This is a genomic window from Halogranum amylolyticum (assembly GCF_900110465.1).
GTDB lineage: Archaea > Halobacteriota > Halobacteria > Halobacteriales > Haloferacaceae > Halogranum > Halogranum amylolyticum.
The window spans coordinates 1-20,740 of record NZ_FODV01000018.1 but is presented as its reverse complement, the minus strand read 5'-3'; the positions used below and the strand labels follow the sequence as shown (position 1 = coordinate 20,740).

At 55.3% G+C, this 20,740-nt stretch carries 16 protein-coding genes and 3 pseudogenes; 7 read left to right on the top strand and 12 right to left on the bottom strand.

The window, feature by feature from the left end:
* Positions 1 to 10: 10 nt before the first annotated feature.
* Entirely contained in the window at positions 11 to 1,117 is a 1,107-nt protein-coding gene (locus BSG17_RS20350; RefSeq protein WP_089827243.1) for a TAXI family TRAP transporter solute-binding subunit, read from the bottom strand.
* Between the two features lie 164 nt (positions 1,118 to 1,281).
* Here BSG17_RS20350 and BSG17_RS20345 point away from each other — a divergent pair, with 164 nt between their 5' ends.
* Positions 1,282 to 2,268 (top strand): NADPH:quinone reductase, encoded by a 987-nt coding sequence (locus BSG17_RS20345; protein WP_089827242.1) that lies wholly within the window; start codon positions 1,282 to 1,284, stop codon positions 2,266 to 2,268.
* Positions 2,269 to 2,300: 32 nt separating this feature from the next.
* On the opposite strand, the gene BSG17_RS20340 is transcribed toward BSG17_RS20345, so the two are convergent.
* The 4 genes and pseudogenes from BSG17_RS20340 to BSG17_RS20325 all read right to left on the bottom strand — a co-directional run bounded on the left by BSG17_RS20340 (position 2,301) and on the right by BSG17_RS20325 (position 6,808).
* Positions 2,301 to 3,500, bottom strand: coding sequence for an MFS transporter (locus tag BSG17_RS20340; RefSeq protein ID WP_089827241.1), 1,200 nt, complete (start codon positions 3,498 to 3,500; stop codon positions 2,301 to 2,303).
* Between the two features lie 41 nt (positions 3,501 to 3,541).
* Complete coding sequence (locus tag BSG17_RS20335; protein WP_342028360.1) at positions 3,542 to 4,324, bottom strand: IclR family transcriptional regulator; 783 nt, start codon at positions 4,322 to 4,324, stop codon at positions 3,542 to 3,544.
* A gap of 536 nt (positions 4,325 to 4,860) precedes the next feature.
* On the bottom strand, positions 4,861 to 6,123 hold the full coding sequence (locus tag BSG17_RS20330; RefSeq protein ID WP_089827239.1) for a CaiB/BaiF CoA transferase family protein: 1,263 nt from the start codon (positions 6,121 to 6,123) through the stop codon (positions 4,861 to 4,863).
* A gap of 56 nt (positions 6,124 to 6,179) precedes the next feature.
* Positions 6,180 to 6,808: pseudogene (locus tag BSG17_RS20325) on the bottom strand (IS6 family transposase).
* Between the two features lie 134 nt (positions 6,809 to 6,942).
* Here BSG17_RS20325 and BSG17_RS20320 point away from each other — a divergent pair.
* The 4 genes and pseudogenes from BSG17_RS20320 to BSG17_RS26350 form a co-directional block, all read left to right on the top strand.
* A pseudogene (locus tag BSG17_RS20320) lies at positions 6,943 to 7,318 on the top strand (IS4 family transposase); the annotation flags it as partial.
* Positions 7,319 to 7,426: 108 nt separating this feature from the next.
* Positions 7,427 to 8,344, top strand: a pseudogene (locus BSG17_RS20315) (IS4 family transposase); the annotation flags it as partial.
* 270 nt (positions 8,345 to 8,614) lie between these two features.
* Complete coding sequence (locus BSG17_RS20310; protein WP_211609250.1) at positions 8,615 to 9,793, top strand: thiolase family protein; 1,179 nt, start codon at positions 8,615 to 8,617, stop codon at positions 9,791 to 9,793.
* Positions 9,790 to 10,116, top strand: coding sequence for a Zn-ribbon domain-containing OB-fold protein (locus BSG17_RS26350; RefSeq protein ID WP_139246733.1), 327 nt, complete (start codon positions 9,790 to 9,792; stop codon positions 10,114 to 10,116). The genes BSG17_RS20310 and BSG17_RS26350 overlap by 4 nt, the downstream gene beginning before the upstream one ends.
* 322 nt (positions 10,117 to 10,438) lie before the next feature.
* On the opposite strand, the gene BSG17_RS20305 is transcribed toward BSG17_RS26350, so the two are convergent.
* The 6 genes from BSG17_RS20305 to BSG17_RS20280 are packed head-to-tail and all read right to left on the bottom strand — an operon-like array spanning position 10,439 to position 17,435.
* Positions 10,439 to 11,086, bottom strand: coding sequence for a hypothetical protein (locus BSG17_RS20305; protein WP_211609249.1), 648 nt, complete (start codon positions 11,084 to 11,086; stop codon positions 10,439 to 10,441).
* Between the two features lie 4 nt (positions 11,087 to 11,090).
* Positions 11,091 to 11,960, bottom strand: coding sequence for a carbohydrate ABC transporter permease (locus BSG17_RS20300; protein ID WP_089827236.1), 870 nt, complete (start codon positions 11,958 to 11,960; stop codon positions 11,091 to 11,093).
* Positions 11,953 to 12,876 (bottom strand): carbohydrate ABC transporter permease, encoded by a 924-nt coding sequence (locus BSG17_RS20295; protein ID WP_089827235.1) that lies wholly within the window; start codon positions 12,874 to 12,876, stop codon positions 11,953 to 11,955. Before BSG17_RS20295 ends, BSG17_RS20300 begins: the two co-directional genes overlap by 8 nt.
* A gap of 10 nt (positions 12,877 to 12,886) precedes the next feature.
* Complete coding sequence (locus BSG17_RS20290) at positions 12,887 to 14,248, bottom strand: extracellular solute-binding protein (protein ID WP_089827234.1); 1,362 nt, start codon at positions 14,246 to 14,248, stop codon at positions 12,887 to 12,889.
* Positions 14,249 to 14,291: 43 nt separating this feature from the next.
* On the bottom strand, positions 14,292 to 15,431 hold the full coding sequence (locus tag BSG17_RS20285; RefSeq protein WP_089827233.1) for an ABC transporter ATP-binding protein: 1,140 nt from the start codon (positions 15,429 to 15,431) through the stop codon (positions 14,292 to 14,294).
* 60 nt (positions 15,432 to 15,491) lie between these two features.
* On the bottom strand, positions 15,492 to 17,435 hold the full coding sequence (locus tag BSG17_RS20280) for a glycoside hydrolase family 32 protein (RefSeq protein ID WP_089827278.1): 1,944 nt from the start codon (positions 17,433 to 17,435) through the stop codon (positions 15,492 to 15,494).
* 295 nt (positions 17,436 to 17,730) lie between these two features.
* On the opposite strand from BSG17_RS20280, the gene BSG17_RS20275 reads away from it, so the two are divergent.
* Positions 17,731 to 19,944 (top strand): TrmB family transcriptional regulator, encoded by a 2,214-nt coding sequence (locus tag BSG17_RS20275; protein ID WP_089827232.1) that lies wholly within the window; start codon positions 17,731 to 17,733, stop codon positions 19,942 to 19,944.
* A 343-nt stretch (positions 19,945 to 20,287) separates the two neighbouring features.
* On the opposite strand, the gene BSG17_RS20270 is transcribed toward BSG17_RS20275, so the two are convergent.
* Positions 20,288 to 20,467 (bottom strand): hypothetical protein, encoded by a 180-nt coding sequence (locus tag BSG17_RS20270; RefSeq protein ID WP_089827231.1) that lies wholly within the window; start codon positions 20,465 to 20,467, stop codon positions 20,288 to 20,290.
* Positions 20,468 to 20,577: 110 nt separating this feature from the next.
* Here BSG17_RS20270 and BSG17_RS20265 point away from each other — a divergent pair.
* The coding region (locus BSG17_RS20265; RefSeq protein ID WP_170864893.1) for a ParA family protein at positions 20,578 to 20,740 on the top strand (163 nt) is incomplete at its 3' end.

Genomic DNA, 20,740 nt, shown 5'->3' with positions numbered 1-20,740 from the left:
TGTTACTAGATTAAACTTCGGGTGGGGGAGTCAGGTCGTAGTCTTCCCAGAGCCCCTCTTCGGTGTAGTAGTCGTACGCTCCCTTATGAACGGGAACGTCGGGGTGGAGTGTTCCGAGGAAAGCGTCGGGGTCTGGGAAGAAACCCATAACCTCGTCCTGTTCAAGCAGGTCCTCACCGTTCTCGTACGTCATCTTCGTTATTTCGTAGACCCTCTCCGGATCACGATCGCTTTTGACCACGTAGAGGTACGTCAGGGTGAACGAGTCGATCGCATCCTGATAGCTCTCAGCGAACTTGGAAACGGTTTCCGAATCAAGCTCTACGTACGTGGAGTATCCCAGTTTGTTGTTAAGTTTTTCAATAGTGGAGTCGGAGAACTGTAGGGGTTTCCAGTTGACTGTCGCGTCGATTTCCTGGAACCAGCCCTGCGGAATGGTCTGGTTGACCGTCCAAGTAAACGCCGCATCAACCTGCCCCGAACGCAGTGCGGCTGGAATGTCCGCGAACGCCATGTATCGGTTGTCGATGTTGTCCATACCAATTTCTTGGTCAACAAGCCATTCGACTGGCGGCCGGGTCCCAGATCCAGACGAAGAGATGGCTACTGGACTACCCTCAAGATCATCCCAACCGCTGACCGCATCGGCATTGTATACGCCGAAGTTGTAGAAGCCCATGTACCCTCGGACCTGCCGGATCGAGTCGAAGTCCTGCAGCGATTGGTCCGAGAAGGCCCCTTCGTCAGGTGAGTCAGCCAGTAATTGCGTCGTCGTGCCGCTCATCTCGAATTCGCTATTATCAATTCTTCTATAGGAAGCACTCGTCCCTTCCGTGACAACTGCCTCCACGCTAACGTCGTCGAGCAGGTCGTTTTGCTCAGCGTACTGTGTCCAAGTGGATCCGATACGGAACGAGGATGACCCTTCGGAAGAGGTCCCTAGTGTCCAGTTTGATCCGCCGCCACCGCCGCCACCGCTACCGCTACCGCTACCGTTACCGCTACCGCCACCGCCGCCTCCGGCAGTCTGATCGAGACAGCCAGCGATGCCGAGTATACCTGCAGCCGATGCTCCTTTAATGAACGTCCGCCGATAGTGTTTGTTATTCTCAGTCATTCTTCAGACCCGTCCGTGACCCTACTGGTCCGAACTTACACCAAGAATAGTGACAGGGGGTGTTAAACTTTAGGTTGGGTGTATTAAAACCGATCTGTGTTGTTAGTTCTGGCGCAACATTATTCTGGCGCAATATTATATAGTGGGTGTCCTAATGGCAAAGTATGCGAGCTGTTCGTTACCACGAGTACGGCGACGAGGACGTATTAACGCTCGAAGACGGCCTGGAAAAGCCGACACCGGATGCTAATCAGGTACTCGTCCAAATTGAGGCAGCCAGTATTAATCCAATCGACACGTATCTACGAGAGGGAAACGTCCCACCAGCTAATGGTCTTCCGCACGTCGGCGGGTCGGATATGGCGGGTGTCGTCGAGGCGGTCGGGGACGACGTCAGTAACTTCTCAGAAGGAGACCGGGTCTTCGCCACCGGTCTGGGTATATTCTCGCCAGGGACCTATGCGGAGTACACGGTGGTGTCGGAGAACATGTTGGCCCACCTTCCTGAAGAGGTGTCTTTTCAAGAGGGTGCAGCAGCCGCGATGGCCTTTGCTACTTCCTGGCGGGCGCTCATTGGCCGTGGCGATCTCTCTATGGGAGACGTCTGTCTCGTTCATGGCGCGTCTGGCGGCGTTGGTCACGCTGGTATTCAGGTTGCAGCCCAAGCCGGAGGTTACGTAATTGGGACGGCCCGTGAAGGCGAAGCCGCCTCAATGGCCCGGTCAATGGGTGCCGACGCTGTCGTCGACTATCGCTCCGATAACCTCATCGGCGACCTTGAGGCTGCCGCGGATGGTCGAGAGATCGATGTCGTGCTTGAGCCCCATGCCGACGCCAATATTGAGGCCGATCTTGAACGGCTCGCCGACGGCGGGCGCATTGTCATCATTGGCGAAGAATCACCGATCGAAATTCCACCAGGTCCGTCGATGACCGCGAAACAGGCTGACGCTGACTTGCGGTTCATGTCGCTTGCGGCATCACCGGACGTACAAGCACCAATCCTACAACGCGTAGCCCTACGACTCGCCGATAAACGGTTCACTGTAGAGATCGACAGTGTATTTGATCTCGATGAGCTACCAGCGGCCCACGAGAAGCTGATGTCCTCCGGAGTGATGGGGAAGATCGTCATCGATCCGACCATCTGAGTAGCACTTGAGCGAGGATGTGCAATCTGGTGTTAGATGCGTCGTAGAACGAGGGCACAGAAAGCCCCCGTTGCCGCCACTGCCGCCAGTACCAGAAACAGACTTGGGGTCGTAGCGTAAGTCAGAACCGTCCCGGCGACGCTCGCTCCTATTGCCCCAATCCCGAACATTGCTAAGTACGTGAATCCGTATGAAAGCCCTTGGACACCGTCTGCTGCCTGTTCAGAAATGATGACTTGATAAATAGGAGCAGTACCATACACGAAAAATCCGAGCGCAAGGCTCACAGCAACGATCGCAGTCGCGCCTACGTGCCACACAAGGACAAAGGCCAATGCGAGAACGACAAGCCCGGTCAGTGCACCTAGAAAAGCAATTTTACTGGGAATGCTATCAGTCAATTTACCGCCCACATACTGACCAGCGATACCCACAGTCAGCAGTCCTGAGTAGACGTACTCAGCCGGTGAGAACGACCGGCCGAGAAATTCTGTCTGGGAGAGCCACGGTGATTGTCCGAGGACGTCGGGGAGGAACGTCAACAGACCTCGGTAATATATTCCGTAGAATAGCACAGCGATGAACGCGACTGTGAATCCAAGCGTGAATAGCCTCCGAGAACTTGTGACAACAGTTCGACTGGCATCAAACAGCGAAGTTGGCGCTGTCGCATCTCGTTCACTCTCCTTGAACTCTATACTGATGCCAAGGAGGGCGGCGATAACGGCTGGAACAGACAGAATCACCACGGTCATCCGCCAGTCTACGATCGAGAGAAGGAACACAGTAGACAGTGGCCCGAGCGCAGTGCCAACATTACCGCCCGCACCGTGGTAAGCGAAGACAGTCCCCTGTTCAGTCGCAACACGGCTAATAAGAGAGAGTCCAGCAGGGTGATATATACTGGCAAATACCCCCCACAGGAGAACGGCAAGCAGCAGACTTGCGATCCCACTAGCCAAACTCAGTAAAGCGAATCCCACTCCCATGCCCAAAATAGAAATGATGATCAGACGCCGGGATCCAAAATAGTCTGACAATATGCCGCTGACCGGTGCACCAATACCGATGAGCGCGTATCCTCCACCTACGACAGTACCGATAACAAATGCAGATAATCCAAAATTCTCCATCCATAATCCGACGAATAGGGGAATAGAGAGCTCGTATGTATGAAAGAGGGCATGACCAAGCGTCGTAAACTGGGTTACCTTCAGATCGTTTGTCTGCATGGAGACTTCGTGTTTTTTTCCCACAGCAAAAACAGTTCCGCTCAGTTGACCGAATGCTCAATATGGAGTTCGAGTTCGTTGACAGCACCAAGAATTAGTTCGGGAAGTTCCTCGGTCAAGATATCCGCTTTTAATCGATTAGCGGGTCCAGAAACACTGAGTGCACCGAGGACTTCATCCTCAGAGTCCATGACGGCAACACCCACGGCATGTACACCCTCTGTTGTCTCCTGTTTATTGACTGCATATCCCCGATTCCTAATTTCGTCCAGTGCGTCAAATAGCGTCTCCTTCGAAGTAATCGTGTTCCGGCCTGTCTTAGATAGACCCCGCTCTTTGACGATTTTGCGAGCGCGGTCTCTGGGAAGGTTCGCCAAGATCGCCTTTCCGGCCGCACTTGAATGAATTTCCCCTCGCTTCCCTACACGGGCCCCCGTTTGGACCGCGCTTTCTCCTACCTCAGTGTACAAGTAGACACGCTGTCCACGTTCTTCGACGATGAATTGCGCACGTTCGCCCGTTTCGTCAGCCAGTTGGTCTACCTTCTCCTTGATCATCGGATACGCGTCGACTTGCCGCTGCGCGTATCCGCCCATTGAGAGAAATTTCAGTCCAATTCGATAGACATCACCCTCTTGAATAACATAACCGTGGTCTCTGAGCGTCGCTAGGTGACGATGTACCGTGCTTGTGGAGATTCCCACATGTTCGGATAATTCTTCCAGTGTAGCCCCATTAAGCTCACGTACAGCCTCGACCAGCTCAAGGGAAGTTTGCGTCGTTTTGGCGTGTGTTTTTATCTCATCGTTCATAGTCGGAGCCATGGGATGCTCAGGGATAAATCTTACATTCTGGGAAGGAGCCTTCAGATTGCCATCTTCTGCCACGGTGGTTCACTGTCCCGGTACCCCTAAATCCTGCTACTACTATCTTTCTCTTCGTTCCATCGTAGCAAGCGTTTCGCGGACTGAAAGACCAAGATAAAGTTGCAGAATGAGGGCGATCTGGAATGCGCTGTGACCACTAATCCCATCTATTAGGATATCGTTGTTAAAACAGTTCTTCCAGAAGTCTATCTACCTGACAGTTGAAGCGGCCGAAATCAGTAGAGAACCTTTCCATTACAGACCTATACTTGTAATAGACCGAGCGCAACAACCTAAGTTCTATCCCGTATATTAGGAATATCCGCCAGGCGCGCTCACGATAGTCAAGCTAAAGTGTGACGGTTAACTGTACTTGTCATACTAATAATAAGCCCCTCAGAGAAGCAGGCCTACCTACAATAAGTAGATCAAAATACTGGACTCGTGATACCTTCCAAAAGTTGTCTCAGCGGTATACTGGAGCCAGATGATGGCTACCTCTCGTTCGGTATCGCGCCTGTCTCTCGCAGATTATCTAACTCCTCGTTAGTATATCCAAGGTCCTTGATTACTGATTCAGTGTCCTCGCCTAGCAGCGGCGGTGCATCGGTAAAGCCTGCGTCTGCATTCGCGTAGTTCAAGGGATGCTCGATGACCGGGATCTCGCCAGCCGCAGGGTGTTCTATCTTTTGAACTACATCTCGTGACTGTACCTGCTCGTTCTGCAGTGCTTCCTCAACCCCATAGACCGGCCCCACCGGGAGTCCTTTCTCCTCCGCTAGCTTTTCTACCCATTCGGCAGTTGTCCGTTCGCTGAACGTCGGTGTGAGTTCGTCTTCCAGTTCTTCCATGTGCTCAACACGGGTGGAGTTTGTCTCAAAGCGAGAATCACTCATGAGCTCTGGCCGATTGACTGCCTCACAGAGTTCTTCCCAGAGCTTCTGGTTCCCACAAGCAATATTTAGGAAACCGTCTGCTGTGGGAACGCTTTGGTATGGAGCCAAGACTGGATCTTTAGTACCCATACGGCTCGGCTCCTCGCCGGCGAACACCTTCCCTGCCTGTTTGGTGAGCCACGGTAGGGAAGCGTCAAGCATCCCCAGCTCAACGCGGTCACCTTCTCCAGTAAGCTCTCGTCGGAAGAGTGCGCCAACAATACCGAACGCAGCCCACATCGCTGTAATAAGATCTGTCTGTGGTAGCCCAACCTTGACTGGGTCGCCATCTTCTGACCCAGTAACGCTCATTATACCGCTCATCCCCTGAATGAGCAGGTCGTATCCTGGTCGTTCGCTCCAAGGTCCCGTATCACCGAACGCCGATATGGAGCAGTAGATGACATCATCATTTACCTCTCGAACATCGTCGTAGCCGACGCCAAGTCGATCAGCTGTTCCAGGGCGGAAATTCTCGACAACAACATCTGCCTCTTCGATTAAATCGTACAACACCGCCAGACCTTCGGGGCTCTTGAGATTGAGTTCGACGCTACGCTTGTCATAATTGACTGTCCAAAAGTAGGGTGATTCTCCGTCCTTCGCAGCGGACTTTCCTGGACCATCGTATTCGCTCGTATCCACAAATGGCGGGCCTGAGTAACGACTATCGTCTCCGACATCAGGCCGTTCTACCTTGATTACCTCCGCACCTTGATTAGCGAGCATCATGGTAGCAAATCCACCAGTCACGAATGTTGTCAGGTCTATTACAGTTATACCATCGAGTATTTTCTGTGGAGTTGCCTCTCCATCTGCCATGTAAAGAAGATACAGAACAGTGTTAATAAGAGTTTGGTGTAATGCAATGGTCGTGTTTAGTTTGGAGCATTGAGCCAGGCAGCGAACGCTTGAAGCCAGTTTTCAGCGGTTTCAGGGAAAACGTGGCTGAAGCAGTTCGAGAACGACGACGTTTCAGTTCGCGGAAAATCCGCTCGATGCTATTCCGATTTCCATGTCGTCCAGAATGAAATCGGAGCCCAGCTCGGGAAAGCGCGGTTTGGAGGTGTTGAGCGCCGTCGGCCAGAAACACGGCAGATTCGACGGAGTGCTTCTCGCGCAATTCGGCGAGGAAAATTTGTGTTGCTGAGGTCGTCGTCGTTGGAAAGAGCTGGACATGAAGCAGGGTGTTTGTTTCGGGGTTACAGGCGGCGTACAGCCAGTATTGTTGAAAATTGATTTGAATCACAGTCTCGTCGAGCGCAACGTGATTCGGGCTGTGACCACCGATCGGCTGTAGATCGGCCTTCTGCACCCAGTCGTAAACCGCTTTCCGAGAACGGTCGACACCCAGGCTTTCGAGCAACGAGACGGTATTCGACAGCGAGAGGCCCGCTATGTGCGACTGAATACCGAGCTTCATCGCGGGTTCGTGTGTCCGCTCTCGTTCCACAAACTCCCTGTTGATCCAGTCGATACAACCGGCGAGGCGGGCGATTTCTGCCATAGACCAGAAAGAAATCCTCCCGCCTCACTTTTCACGCTTAACTAAACACGACATCCGTGTTCGGTTAAGCAGAGAAACCGAGAGACTGCGCTCACTTAGCTAAGTTATCGTTGTAGACCGCATGGGGAGAGGGTGTGCTATCCCAACTCTCCCCAGACCTTATTCGACGGCGGCTCACTTCCCTCTTTCCAGCAGAACTTATCGAAGACATCGCGCGCGAGCGCGATGTCGTCCAACGCCACCGTAGAATCGATGTTACAGCCCTCGTTTGGACGCTCATCTTGGGATTCGCCGTCGGCGGCGAATCCCGCACTATCGCGGGGTTTCAACGTGCCTACGCCGCAGCGACCAATCAGACGCTCTCCCGCTCTAGCTTCTACGATCACACCTGCACTCGGACAGTTACTCAGCGACCTCCTCGAGCATGCTCTCGAGGAGGTCGCAGTCCCTCACACACTCGCCCCACAACTCCAGCAGTTCCGCGATGTGATGATCGCCGATGCAACCGTGTAGTTCGCAAGCTAAGTCCTGGGAGTAGGCCAATTGTAAGCGCCCGTTCCGACCCTTTTGGAGTACGAATCGATGGATTCGTAGTTGCAATACTTCTCTTACTCACTATTCCGGTTGCATCGGCTCCTGAGCGAGTTTCCAGCTACGCATCCTGAGCAATCAGGCGCAAAACTTCACCTCGTCCACAACCTCACTAAACAGACGATCGAGCGGTTCGAACTCACCGACGAACGAAGCCACGAGAGCAGCCAGTTCCGCACAGGGAACTGGCTGCGAGGGCGGTTGTTGCTGTTCGATCTTGGCTTCTACAGCTACCGTCGGTTCGCACTCATTAAAGAGAACGGCGGCTTCTTCCTGAGTCGGCTGAAGACGAACGCAAACCCACGAATAACGGAGGAACGTCGGAAATGGCGCGCCCGCGCCATTTCCTTACCAGACCGTCGTCTTCAGGACGTTCTCGGTGACCTCACGCGTGAGATCATCGATGTAACCGCCGAAGTAAGCTTCAAGCGCCGTCAATACGGCGAGAAGCGCTCAAGTGCGACAATGGAGTTCCGCGTCGTCGGTGTCCGCAACAAGGACACCGACGACTATCACCTGTACATCACGAACCTCCCGGATGAGTTCACGCCGGAGCAAGTCGCGGCGTTGTACGGTGTGCGGTGGGAAGTAGAAATGCTGTTCCGTGAGTTGAAATCGCTGTACGGGTTGGAGAAGTTCCAGACAAGCAATCCCGCAATCGTGGAGTTGCTTGTGGTAGCGGCTCTGCTGACACTCACGGTCAGCAGAGCCTTGCTTAGCGTGTTTCAGAAGATGCACCCAGAAACGATGTTTCCACGAGAACGCTGGGCGAAGACCTTCCGGTCTTTCGCCCAGCTCATCCTCGAAGACCTAGCCCAGTCGTTCGGACATCCACCGCCGAACTTGGCTGAGCTCATGTTTTGCAACGCACGCCAACCAGAGAAATCACGCCTCTTACTCAGCGAACGAGTGGCTGAAGCTTTCAGAACGGAGGTTAGAGCTTAACCGAACACAGATGCTAAACACGACCAATGCAATGTAGGTCAGAAATAGAGCTTCTATCATCGGTGTTCGGGTAACACTGGGAGTAATATTCGATGACTGTATGAACGGCTGAATTCAGCCGTTCTAGAGTCGTTGTTCAAATATCGACGCCCGGTAATTCGCCACTCACGGCTGTAACCGCACGAATGGAGCTCCTTGAGGTTCTCCACCCACTGCGTTCTATAGGGACAATACATTTTTATTAGCGTAGGTGATATGTTATCACGTACAATGACCCAATCGACGGGAAGCGGAGAGTCATTAGAAGAATCTCCTACTATTACCGGTGTCGGAATGACAGTATTCACTAAGAAGGACGAGCGGCCTCTCCTCGAACTACTAGCGACTGCAGCAGATCGCGCATTAGATGACGCTGATGTATCGCCGACTAGCTTAGATTCGCTTCATGTAGGCAACGCCGCTGCTGAAGCATTCAATCGTCGGTCCGGGTTAGCGAATGCACTCACCTCCGAATTGGGGATTACCAACGTTACTGCACGGCGTATCGAAAACACAAGTGCAAGCGGAGCAAGTGCTTTCCTTGATGCTTTTGATGCTATCCGATCAGGACGGTCCCGGGTTGCGCTTGTCGTTGGTGGGGAGAAGATGTCGTCCGCCGACACTGCGACTTCAACTGAGATCATCAGTCGAATCACTCATGACGCGGAGTATGAGCAGGGTGTGACTCTCCCCTCATTCGCGGGACTAGCAGCAGATCGCTATTTCCGGCTATACGACGCCGACAGGGAGGACCTTGCACATGTGGCAGTCAAAAATCATGATAACGCTAGTCAGAATCCGTATGCTCACTTTGATAAGCAGGTAACGGTCGAAGAGATTCTCGAATCACCAGTAGTGGCAGATCCTCTTCGCCTCTATGACTGTTGTCCGACAGGAGACGGTGCTGCTGCCGTGTTACTTACTACAAAGAATAATGGTGTCGAAGTCGCCGCCTGTGAAAGTGCTGTCGGGACCCATGCTGTTGCAGACCGACCGGACCCACTTGAAATCGAAAGTGTTCGAGAGGCAGGTAACTCCGCTTACGCTTCTGCCGATGTAACTCCCGCTGATATTGATGTTGCATGTATTCATGATGCCTTTTCCATTTTAGAGTGGTTAGAAGTTGAAGAATTGGGCCTTGCAGAACGTGGCAAAGCATGGCAGCTTACAGTTGATGGGACTACTGACCGTGACGGGAGTCTTCCAATTAATCCAGGAGGAGGACTCAAAGCACGTGGTCATCCACTCGGAGGGACAGGTATTTCTCAAATCGTTGAACTTGTCTGGCAACTCCGGGGTGATGCGCCAGAGAACCGCGCGGTAAGTGATATCAACTGTGGGTTGGCAGTCAACGTTGCAGGGTTTGGAAATAATAGTGTTTGTACGGTCCTTAAGGGTGAGGAAGCATGACAAAAATTAGAGAGTGTGCTAACTGTGGATATCGAACATTCTACAAGAAACGCCACTGTATGGAATGTGGGAGTCAACAGTGGGACAAACAAGAATCAGGTATCGGAGAACTACTTGCAATTACATCTGTTCACGTCTCCCCTAAGGGTGTTCGGAAACCGAATCGGCTAGGACTCGCCAAATTTGAAGGGGCAAACTTAGTTGCGCAGATTGGAAAAGACCTCAATGTTGGTGATAATGTGAAGATTGACAACGGTAACACACTTCGAGAAGAAGATGATGGAACTCAGGTCGGGGCACAGTTCGTTCCTGCCGGCGATTGACAGAGATTAGCAATTGAAAGATGGTTTCACCCTGAAGATGCGAGTCAACCGCTTCCATCCCAAGTGATCAGCGAAAGGATTTAGACAATCACTTTATCTACTCTTCGAGAGTTGCCAGAATCGGTATGCGGAATATAGCGAGCAGATTCTGCGCGGAGGCTATGTAAGTGAACGGAGGGTATCTCAGACTGGTATATCTATGATTGTTTATGTGCAATGAATGAGATGGGGATGATATGATTGGTCTCACGGGTCGCTCTATCCACCACTACAAACTGTGGCATCGAGACGAATCAAAAATCCTGGCGCCGCGAGGAGGACGCTAGTGTGGAACGACAGCAGGAGTTGTCTCAGCAGTAACGGCTGCTTCGTCGACCGCCTCAACGACGACAATGTGCAGTGAGAACGCGAGGCCGGCGAACAGCAGGGCGAAGCCGATAGTCAATAGGACGCACAGCGCTAGGATCGCGAGTGTCAGGAGCCCCATCGACAGCGCGGCGGTCGGATGCTTCGCGAGCCAGCCGATGCCGTACCGGAGCGCGGCGACTGGTTCGGCCCCCTTAGAGAGCGCCACGAACGTCGGTATCAGCGCGAGCGCGAGATACAACGCAATGTAGCCGGCGACCAGTGCAACGACTTCGCCGGCTAGTGACCCCTCCCGGAGTGCAGTGAGTCCGTAGGTCACTGCGATGGCACCAAATACGACTGGGACTCCGCTGAAGACGGCGCTCGCGACGCCATTGCGACGCAGGACTGTGTGGGTGTGGCTCCAATCCACCGCGTTCCGGTCGCTCCGGAGGTCGCCAAGCGCGACGTACGCCGCGAGCGTCGCCGGACCGATGGTCACTAGGGGGAGTGACGCTACAGTCCACGCCAGGCTGAGCAGCGTTATTCGGAGTCCGTTGTGATAGACGAACCCGGGCACTCGGACGACCGACCAACGGAACGCGTGTTGATCTGTTCTCGTCATCAAATCATCCCGTTCCCGCCTGCATCTGAACGCTGGAGATGAGCTTGTCTTGGAACAGGAGGAAGACGATAAACAGAGGGAGTGACGCCATCGCGAGCGACGTCATGATGACGTTCGGCGCGAGCGCATTGACGTCCCGTAGTGTCACGACGCCGATGGGGAGCGTGTACAGCACGTCATTGTTCAACACGATGAGCGGCCAGAGGAACTGGTTCCAGCTCCAGATAAAGACGAACAATCCAAGCGCGGTCAGTATCGGCGTCGACAGCGGCAGGATGATGCGCGCGTAGATGCGCAGCGACGAGAAGCCGTCCAATCGCGCCGCCTCCTCTAGCTCCTCGGGAATGTCCCGGAAGAACTGCACGAGGAGGAACACGCCGAGCGGTCCGGCCGCGAACGGCAGGATGATCGCCCAGTACGAGTTCATCAGTCCAAGGTTGTTGATAAGGGTGTACAGCGGAATGATGTTGACGTAGCCGGGGATCATGAAGCTCGCCATGATGACCGCGAGGACGATTCCCTGACCGGGCCAGTCCAACCGCGTGATGGAGAACGCTATCATCGAGTCGACGACAAGCACGATAAACGTCGTGATGCTGGCAATGAGCAGCGTGTTGAACGCCCATTGGTAGATGATTGGTTCTTCGAGCAGGTAGCGCTGCCACACAGCGAACGTGACCTCCGGCGGTATCCAGTGGAACCCGCCCTGCGAGATGACGCTCATCGGCGTTACCGAGAGCTGAAACATCCGCCAGTACGGGACGAAGAACACCACCGCCAGCCCGTACATCGCGACGTACAGGCCGATGCGGTACAGAGTGTCTCGGTCGGTGAGCCGGTCTGTCAGCGACTGTGAAGCGTCTGCGTTACTCATCGTTGGTCCCCACGATAACGTAGTTCAGTGCCGATACGCCGATTAGTATCAACAGCAGGGTGTACCCCACTGCAGATCCGAAGCCGAGTTCACGTGTCTGGAACCCGAGCTGGTAGAGGTAGTAGACGAGCGTCTCCGTATTGCCGACCGGTCCACCCTTCGTCATTAGGTAGGGTTGTCCGAACACTTGGAACTGGAAGATGGTCGAAGCGATGACGACGAACAGGAGTCCGTTCTTCATGTGCGGGAGCGTGACGTCCCTGAACATGCGCCACGGTCCGGCACCGTCGAGTCTCGCCGCTTCGTAAAGTCGTTCGGGCACGTTCTGTCGAGATGCGAGCAGGACGGCGAAGTAGAAGCCCGCCTGCCACCATACCGTCGTAATGACGATGACCGGCATCGCCCAGAACTTCGAGTTCAGGGGTGACCCCGAGAACAACCAGCTGAAGTACTGCGTCCCGACTCCGCTCTGAGCGAACATCTGCGCCCAGACGATACCCACGACGGCAACTGTCAGTACGTACGGACTGAAGTAGATGAACTGCAGAATGCGGCTCCCTTTCAGTTCCTGGTTCAAGCCCAACGCGAGGACGAGGCTAAGCCCCACGATGAGGGGAACAGTCATCCCGACGAACTCCAGCGTGTTCCACAGTGCGTTCCAGAACGCTGGGTCGTTCAGCAGTCTCGCGTAGTTCTCCAAGCCGACGAACGTCGACTTCGACGGTTCGAGGAAGTTCCACTCGTGCAGGCTCATGTACAGCCCCTTCAGCAGGGGGTACAGAAGGAACACTGTGAACAGCGCGAGGTACGGAGCTGCAAACAGGAGCCCGACAAGCAGCTCTCGCGTCGATCGGTCGAACAACTGTTCCCAGCGGCTCGCGGTCCCAGCGTCCGCCACCGTTTCAACGTTACTCATATTGGTGTACCTACTGTTCGAGTGCCTGTTTGAGCGCGTTAGCGCTCGTCGTCACGCCCGACTGCACGTCCGTGTTCTGGATGTACATGTCGAGGAACGGTCCCCAGAATCGGTCGCTGTTGATGTGTATCGACGTCTTCGGCTGGTAACGGACCTTCTTGTTGGAGACCATCTCGTACATCGTCTTGATGGTCCCGTACTCCTTCCACAGTGGAGTGTTCTTGACCTCGCTGGAGGTGGCGACGGCTTCGGCGGCGGGCAGGTGACCGCCCGCGGAGGCCCACAGCGTGTTGTTCTGCGTGACGTACTCGGCGAACTCGACGGCCGCCTGCTTCTCCTCCTCGGAGTGGTCGGGGTTCGTCGGAAAGTACAGCGAGTTCGATTCGCACCACGCCACGTCGTCGCCCTCGCCGGGGAAGAAGAACGGCTTCTGGAAGCTGAACGAGAGGTCTTCTGGAAGCTCACCGTCCTCGTTCTCGAAGTTGTTGACCGACCACGTCCCAGCGATGAACGTCGCGAGATCGCCGGCGAGGAAATCCTCAACGCGCGCGGAATCGCTCTGGAACTGCGGGACGTCCCAGCCGAAATCGCCCGTAACCTTGGTCATCAGCTCCGCTGTCTGTTTGCCGACCTCACTGTCGTAGGCCACTTGGTAATTCCCTGGTTCGCCGGTGACGACATCGCCGCCGGCCTGCGTCAGCGCAATGAGATACGCCCGGAACGCCGCCTGTCCGCTCTTCCAGTTGAGGAACGAGAACGCACGGGCATCAGTGTCGCTTACGATTGTGTCGCAAGCGCTCGAGAACGCGTTCCAGTCGGTGAAGTCGGGGTCCACGCCCGCTGACTCCAGCACGCTGTCGTTCGTGTACAGTGCCTTTCCATGTATGTCGATGGGCAGGGCGTACGTCGACCCCTCCACCTGCAGATTCTCCCAGGCGATGTCGAAGTACTTGTTCTTCGCGCCGTTCGAGAGATAGTCGTCGATAGGGTGAGTGATCGGCTCCAGGTGGCGGCCGTACGACCCGTAGTAGCTCGCGACGTGGGGTGCGTTGCCAGAATTGGCAGCGGTGAACAGCTTGTTGAGGAATTCTGAGAACGGGATGCCTTGTTCGTTGACATGTATCCCGTTATCGAGAGAGTTGAACTCCTTGATCAGCGCGGTCATCTCTTCGCGTTCCTGTGCACCGAAGTACATCCAGTAGTCTATCTCAACGTCGCCGCTCGAGCCGCCCCCGTCACTACCGCTGCCGCCGGTCAGGCCGGCACATCCTGCGAGGCCCGTTGCGAGTGTAGCGCCGCAGGCACTCAGCACGCGGCGGCGGTCGATCGTCGTCCGGTTCTTCTTACCGTTTGTGTTGTCTAAACTTGTCATGGTCGCTGGTCTCGTATTGGATTGTCATCGCTGTTCAATCGTACTATACGGTCACGGAAGATTCGTCGGTCTGAGCCGTCATACCCTCGTCTACGACAAGATTCTCACCTGTCTCAGCGTCGAACACGTGGAGGTGTTCCGAAGGGAGCGTGAACTCGACGGATTCGCCCCACTCGAAGCGGGTATTGCCGTCGACACGGACCGTCCACTCCGTGTTACCCTTCGAGAGATAGAGGTAGTTGTCGCTCCCCTCGTGTTCGAGGACATCGAGTTCCGCTGTGATGGTGTCTTCTCCGTCCGACTCAACGCTGATGTGCTCAGGTCTGATACCGAGAACGAGAGCGTCGCTCACGCTATTCGCCTCGACAGTCGCAGCTAGTTCGGATGGTATCTGATACTCGAAGTCCTCGCCGTGCAGAGCCTCTCCCGCGAGTTCCACGTCGAAGAAGTTCATCGACGGCGACCCGATGAAGTCTGCGACGAATCTGTTAACCGGTTCAGCGTACACCTCGGCGGGCGTGCCTACCTGCTGGATTGTCCCATCCGAGAGGATGACGATGCGGTCGGACATCGTCATCGCCTCGGTCTGATCGTGGGTGACGTACACGGACGTGGTCTCTAGCTCCTCCTGAATGCGCTGGAGTTCGGTCCGCATGTGGAGACGAAGCTTCGCATCCAGGTTTGAGAGGGGTTCATCGAACAGGAACACCTTGGGCTGGCGAACGATAGCACGTCCGGTCGCGACACGCTGTTGTTGACCGCCCGAGAGGTTGTTCGGTTTTTTGTCGAGGAGGTCCCCAATGCCCATCATCTCCGCAGTGTCCTCGACTCGTCGGGAGATCTCCTCGCTACCGAGGTCCGTAGTCAGTTTCAGCCCGTAGGACATGTTCTGACGAACGCTCATGTGCGGGTACAGCGCGTAGTTTTGGAACACCATCGCGACACCGCGGTTCTGCGGTGCGATGTTGTTCACAACGGTGTCGCCGATTCTGATCTCGCCCTTCGTGATGTCCTCTAGCCCCGCGATCATCCGAAGAAGCGTGGATTTCCCCGACCCGGATGGCCCCACGATAGTGAGGAACTCCCCGTCCTCGACGTCCAGGCTCACGTCGTCGACGGCACGTATCGGACCGGAGTCGGAGTCATACTCCTTTCGTACATGGTCAATTGTTATTCCACTCATCGACACAACCGTTATCACGCAGCTATTTCAAGCTTTCCCAACGAAAGTGATTAATTCTTCTTAGGCTCCAAGATCCCAGATTTCGAGCGCCTCAACCGATACGTCGGTGTCGGCGGCGTACAGTGAGACGCCGGTGCTGTCCTCACGGGTCGGATAGATGCGGGTGGCGAGCGCCTGTGCATCGTTCGCGAACAGTTCCAAGACCGATCGATCTAAGTAGAGATGAAGCGACAGCGACCCGTCGGATTCGAGTGAGACAGGCATCGAGTGAGGTTGATCGTTGACGGCGTCGCTTAGAGAGGACTGCGATCGATCGACGGTCACTGTTCGTTTTCGGATATTACACCGCACCACCGTCCGCTCCGATCCATCTGGCGTCTCGCGGAGGACGATACCGAACTCGCCGACGTTCGTCGCATCGACGGTGAGTTTCAACTCCAGCATGTCACCCTCGACGGGGGAGAGCGTCGTCGGTTCGTCTGGAGATATTGTGAGATCAGCGTACGAATGGTGCGTCTCGCGCAGCCTCTGGATTTCCTCCGGAAGCGAGTATTGGAGTGCTCCGTCTTCAGTGAGTGAGACGACGCGAGGTAACGACATGGCGCCGGACCACCCGGCGTCCCACTGGGCTTCCCCGTCGCGGTCCTCTTTTAGCCAGCCGAACATCAGGGTCCGTCCGTCGTCATCCACGAACGACTGCGGTGCGTAGAAGACGCCGTGGTCGAGCAGACCGGTCTCCTCCGAGTCGAACTGACGGGTCGACTCATCGTACTCGCCGGCGAACCAGACGACCTTGGAGTAGTCGGAGACGTGCAGCACCGCGCCGTTGTCGAACCGAAGCAACTCGGGACACTCCCACATCGGTCCCGTGCGTCGCCAATCGCCGGTGAGCAACGGGTGGCAGTATTCCCACTCGAGCAGGTCGTCTGACTCGAAGAGGAGAGCTGCGCCTCCTTCACCGTCGATACCCGAGCCGATTACCTGGTACCACGTCTCGTCTTCTCGCCAGACACAATGGTCGCGAAACTCGTAGTCCCAATCGATAGTCTGGAGGATATCTACCTCATCGGGCACCCGCTGAATCAGCGGGTTTCGCGGATCCTTCTTCCAGTTTCGCAACGCGCCGTCGGTGGCCCGTGCAAGACAGGGTAACTGGTCGTTACTCGCGCCACCGGTATACATCACCGTGGGCGTCCCATCGTCGTCTACGAAACATCCGGACCAGACGCCGTCGGCGTCCGGACCGTCTTGGTCCGGCGCGAGTGCGACCGGTTCGTCGGTCCAAGAGACGAGATCGTCGGAGACGGCGTGTCCCCAGTGGATGCTCCCGTGAAACGGCCCTGCGGGATTGTACTGGTAGAACAGATGGTACCGGCCGTTCCACTGCACCAGCCCGTTGGGGTCGTTGAGCCAGTTCGCCGGCGCAGTAAAGTGATACGCTGGCCGGTGATTCTCGTCTGGAACCACTTCACGGAGGGCTTCGAACTCTTCGCGGTCCTTCGGTCGGCCTGTCGTCGCTGGGGCTTCTTCGGCCCCCGCAGCGTAGGCGAGACAGTTCTTGAACAGTCGCCGCTGCGTCTCGGTGTGTCGGCCGGAGAGATCGCTTCCAACACCGACGACGCGTCCATCCCCGACAGTCCAGCACAAAATGGACGATTCGCTCGGGCAGTCCTCACCGTCGAGATGACGAGATGCGAGGACGTCTGCATCGCGCGGGTAGAGTGAGTCGTAAGCGACAGTTACAGCATCACTTGCGGGTGCGGGCTCCGGTCTGAGCGTGTCGATACCCTCGAAGATGGGATGGTGCTTATACTGCGGCCGGACCAGAAATCCGGACTCTTCGGCGTCCGTCTGCTCGACCACATCCGGTCGACTCGTCTCGATACCGAGCGCTTCTGCTGCCTCAACCGCTCCATGGGTCAGCAAGAGACCGCCACCTGCGGAGAGGAACTCACGAAGACTGTTACTGGCGTCATCGAGTCGTGCTCGGGCGGAACTACCCATCGGCTGTTCTCGATGCCACCACAGAACGTCGTACTCAGCGAGTTCGTCGTTCGCAAGGTCGGACAGTGACACCGTCTCGTCAGCCGACCTGCTGTGTTCGTCTCTCTCGACAATCAGGCGCGCCGTTCGATGAGTGGCCTCATGGAGTTCATGGCCATATCTGGATTCCATATTCACAACTATCGTGAGGAAAGTCTATAGTATTATGTGTGTCGGTCGCGTTACTACGACACGTGCTACCGAGACCGAGTCTAGATCAGCAAATGGCTTACCGTAGTAGTACGAGAATAGGCCAATGACCGCCGAGGACGACGCGAAACTCGCACGCCTTCGCGAGACCCTCCAGTCCAATGTTGACCTAACGACGTACGAGACAGAGGTGTATCTCGCACTCGTTCGAGGAGGCACCCAGACGATGACCGACATCGCCGAGGCGAGCGATGTCCCCAAACAACGGGTGTACGACATCGTCGGGAATCTCCGCGAACGCGGATTGGTCGAAGTCATCGACGACTACCCGCAGAAGGCTTACGCTGTCGATCCCAGCGAATCGTTCTCGTCGATTCGTGATCAATTGTCGCAAGCAGAGACCTACCTCGAAGAACTTCACGACACCGTCGAAAAGGTTGAAAGTGGGGTTGCCCTGTTCAAGAGCGAGAGTACGATCAAACGGTACGTCGGCGACCTGATGAAGACGGCCGAACGGGATATCTTCTTGCTCGTCCCCATCAGCAAACTGGGGGTGGTTGTTGACGATCTCGCGAATTGCACAGAGCAACAGATCAGACTTGTAGTCTCAAACGTCTCGCCGGAGTCGGACGATCTCAGCGAAGCGTTGTCGATACCGGACACCGTCGACAAAGTTCGGTTTGTCTCGACCCGCGAAGACTTCGCACTCACGGCAGACCGGCGGCGTGGTCTGTACTGGGTCCAGGAGGGCTACGAACACGTTGACGACGACGGCCAAGGATACTACGTGACGAATCCCAGTCTGGCGCTGGTTCTTGACCGATTCCTCTCGGAATCTATCTGGCCGCTAGCTACTCCACTCAGCGACGAAACGGAACTGCCGACTCTCCCGAAGGAGTACATTCGAATTCGAGATTGTTTAGCCGACCTATCGTTACTTACGACGGCGTATCCCGTCGACGCCTTCGAGGTCCAGTTCGAGGGGTATGACACGGAGACCGGGGATAAAGTGACCAAACGGGGAACCCTTACCAGTTACTATTACACCGAGTACGACATCCGTGCATCGCTGACGGTGAACGTCGGTACCGACGCGGAGTCAATCGATTCATCAGTCGTAACTGTTGGCGATGCCGGCGCCAGAAACGTCGATTACGCTGCTTCCAGAATCAAACTCCGTCAGAACGGTACAACGCACATGAGCGAGATTGACTCGGAGACACAGCGACATCTCGAGGCCTGTCGAACGGAACTGCCGGACACTCCCAGCGACGTGTCTGCGGTTATCTGTTTCGACGCGTTCATCGACCGCATGCGCGAGTTCATCCACCGGACGGAAGGTGGCGACTACAAACAGATTCGCAAGTTCGACGCGTTTCGTGAAGAACTCGTCCGGTATGAAGCGAGTGATGCGCCTCCCCGCATCGAGTGGCGGGAGACCAGAACCGAACCGGGTGGCCTCGTCGCGCATATCGGCGGCGTCTTCGATGAACTCGGATACGACGTCACACTGATGGGTCGGCTGGGCGACCCTATTCGTTCCGAGTTCGTTCACACTTTTCAAGATCAGACACTGGTCACGCTGGGACAGGTGACAAGCACCGATTACGTCTGGTTCGAGGACCGAAAATTCCTGCTCACAGAACCAAACTTTGACCACATCAACTGGCAAGTTATCGAAGACCGAGTCGGTGCAAACGAGTTCGCCGGCTACGTAGACGGGAACGCAGTCCTCTCTATCGGTTCATGGTACTCAACGGCCGAACTGGTCGATATCGTTGACGCATTCCGAACCGAGCTGTGGCCGAGACTCTCCTCGCCACCGAAACACGTTCACTTCGTCCCCGGTGAAGTTACCCACCTCTCATCGGCCGAGATCGAGCGTGGCTGTGAGTCGCTCACTGCTCTCGACGATATCGCGAGGGTGACAATCACCGCGAGTCGAAGCCAAACACGGCGATTCCGTGACGTCCTCCTCGACGACAGTAATGACACGGAGCCGACGGTCGAACGTCTCAGACAACGGTTCGGCGTCTCACGATACGTTATGCAATCACAGAACGGTGCCATCGTCGCGACGCCAGACGAAGTAATCTCGGCGAGAGCGCCGCAAGTAGTGGACCCACACCGACTCCGTAACGCCGAAGAACACTTCCTCAGCGGGATGACGCTCGCACTCGCGGAGGACTTGTCGCCTGGTGCGTCACTCGTCCTCGCGAACTCTGTCGCTAGTTTCTTCATGCGACACAACCGTGATCCCAAATCCGCGGAGCTACGATCGTTCATCGCAGAGTACGATACGTACTTCTCTAACACTTAGCCGGTGATCTAAGCGTTGGATTCGCCTCCGGCATCGGAGTTCGCTGTGGATCGCAGTATCGGTGGTGTCTCCTTATTCTTGCACTGGTATCGCTGGTGACGCCATCTTTTCTCCAGATGGTGATTAGGCAGATAGAATGACTCACGACTCGAGATATACGCGCTCTATTCAACACACAAGTTTCAGTAGAGAGGAAACGTATGACGTTGAAGAGTACGAAGACTTCCGCTATGAGTTGCGTGAGTATGGCTATGATAAAGCAGGTAGCTCGGTGGGAATCCTACGCAGTGATGATCCTTGACGTGACAGCGTTTGTTTTGAGCAAAAGCTGGGTCAATGAGAGCTATACATAACGTGCTGATTGGCGGCCAAGAGAGAATGACAGCACCATCACCGCGATGAAACATCCCACAAGCACATAATCAGTATCTATGATCTGCCCGGTTAACCCGAGATATCCGACGGCAATCATCGCCACACCAATCACGAGCAGCGTGAACTGCTGAGTGCCGAAGCTCTCCATGACCTCATTTTTGGGCGTTACCAGTATAGAATCAGAGGCTAGACTCGTCTGAGCGATATTTGTCTGACATAGATTTACAAGGAAAGAGCGAACATCGTTCTTTGAACGATATGAGCGTAAATATAGCCGTGTCGAACCAGAAAGGCGGCGTCGCAAAATCAACAAACTCGATCAATATTGCCGGGGCACTGGCTTCTCGAGGCCACGACGTCCTCATCGTCGATACTGACCCACAGGGCTATACCACACGCACACTCGGATTCACCGACGAAT

Excerpts from the sequence above, each read along its gene's own strand:
- BSG17_RS20350 (WP_089827243.1), bottom strand. The coding sequence starts at position 1,117 with ATGACTGAGAATAACAAACACTATCGGCGGACGTTCATTAAAGGAGCA.
- BSG17_RS20345 (WP_089827242.1), top strand. The coding sequence starts at position 1,282 with ATGCGAGCTGTTCGTTACCACGAGTACGGCGACGAGGACGTATTAACG.
- BSG17_RS20340 (WP_089827241.1), bottom strand. The coding sequence starts at position 3,500 with ATGCAGACAAACGATCTGAAGGTAACCCAGTTTACGACGCTTGGTCAT.
- BSG17_RS20335 (WP_342028360.1), bottom strand. The coding sequence starts at position 4,324 with ATGGCTCCGACTATGAACGATGAGATAAAAACACACGCCAAAACGACG.
- BSG17_RS20330 (WP_089827239.1), bottom strand. The coding sequence starts at position 6,123 with ATGGCAGATGGAGAGGCAACTCCACAGAAAATACTCGATGGTATAACT.
- BSG17_RS20310 (WP_211609250.1), top strand. The coding sequence starts at position 8,615 with ATGACCCAATCGACGGGAAGCGGAGAGTCATTAGAAGAATCTCCTACT.
- BSG17_RS26350 (WP_139246733.1), top strand. The coding sequence starts at position 9,790 with ATGACAAAAATTAGAGAGTGTGCTAACTGTGGATATCGAACATTCTAC.
- BSG17_RS20305 (WP_211609249.1), bottom strand. The coding sequence starts at position 11,086 with ATGACGAGAACAGATCAACACGCGTTCCGTTGGTCGGTCGTCCGAGTG.
- BSG17_RS20300 (WP_089827236.1), bottom strand. The coding sequence starts at position 11,960 with ATGAGTAACGCAGACGCTTCACAGTCGCTGACAGACCGGCTCACCGAC.
- BSG17_RS20295 (WP_089827235.1), bottom strand. The coding sequence starts at position 12,876 with ATGAGTAACGTTGAAACGGTGGCGGACGCTGGGACCGCGAGCCGCTGG.
- BSG17_RS20290 (WP_089827234.1), bottom strand. The coding sequence starts at position 14,248 with ATGACAAGTTTAGACAACACAAACGGTAAGAAGAACCGGACGACGATC.
- BSG17_RS20285 (WP_089827233.1), bottom strand. The coding sequence starts at position 15,431 with ATGAGTGGAATAACAATTGACCATGTACGAAAGGAGTATGACTCCGAC.
- BSG17_RS20280 (WP_089827278.1), bottom strand. The coding sequence starts at position 17,435 with ATGGGTAGTTCCGCCCGAGCACGACTCGATGACGCCAGTAACAGTCTT.
- BSG17_RS20275 (WP_089827232.1), top strand. The coding sequence starts at position 17,731 with ATGACCGCCGAGGACGACGCGAAACTCGCACGCCTTCGCGAGACCCTC.
- BSG17_RS20270 (WP_089827231.1), bottom strand. The coding sequence starts at position 20,467 with ATGGAGAGCTTCGGCACTCAGCAGTTCACGCTGCTCGTGATTGGTGTG.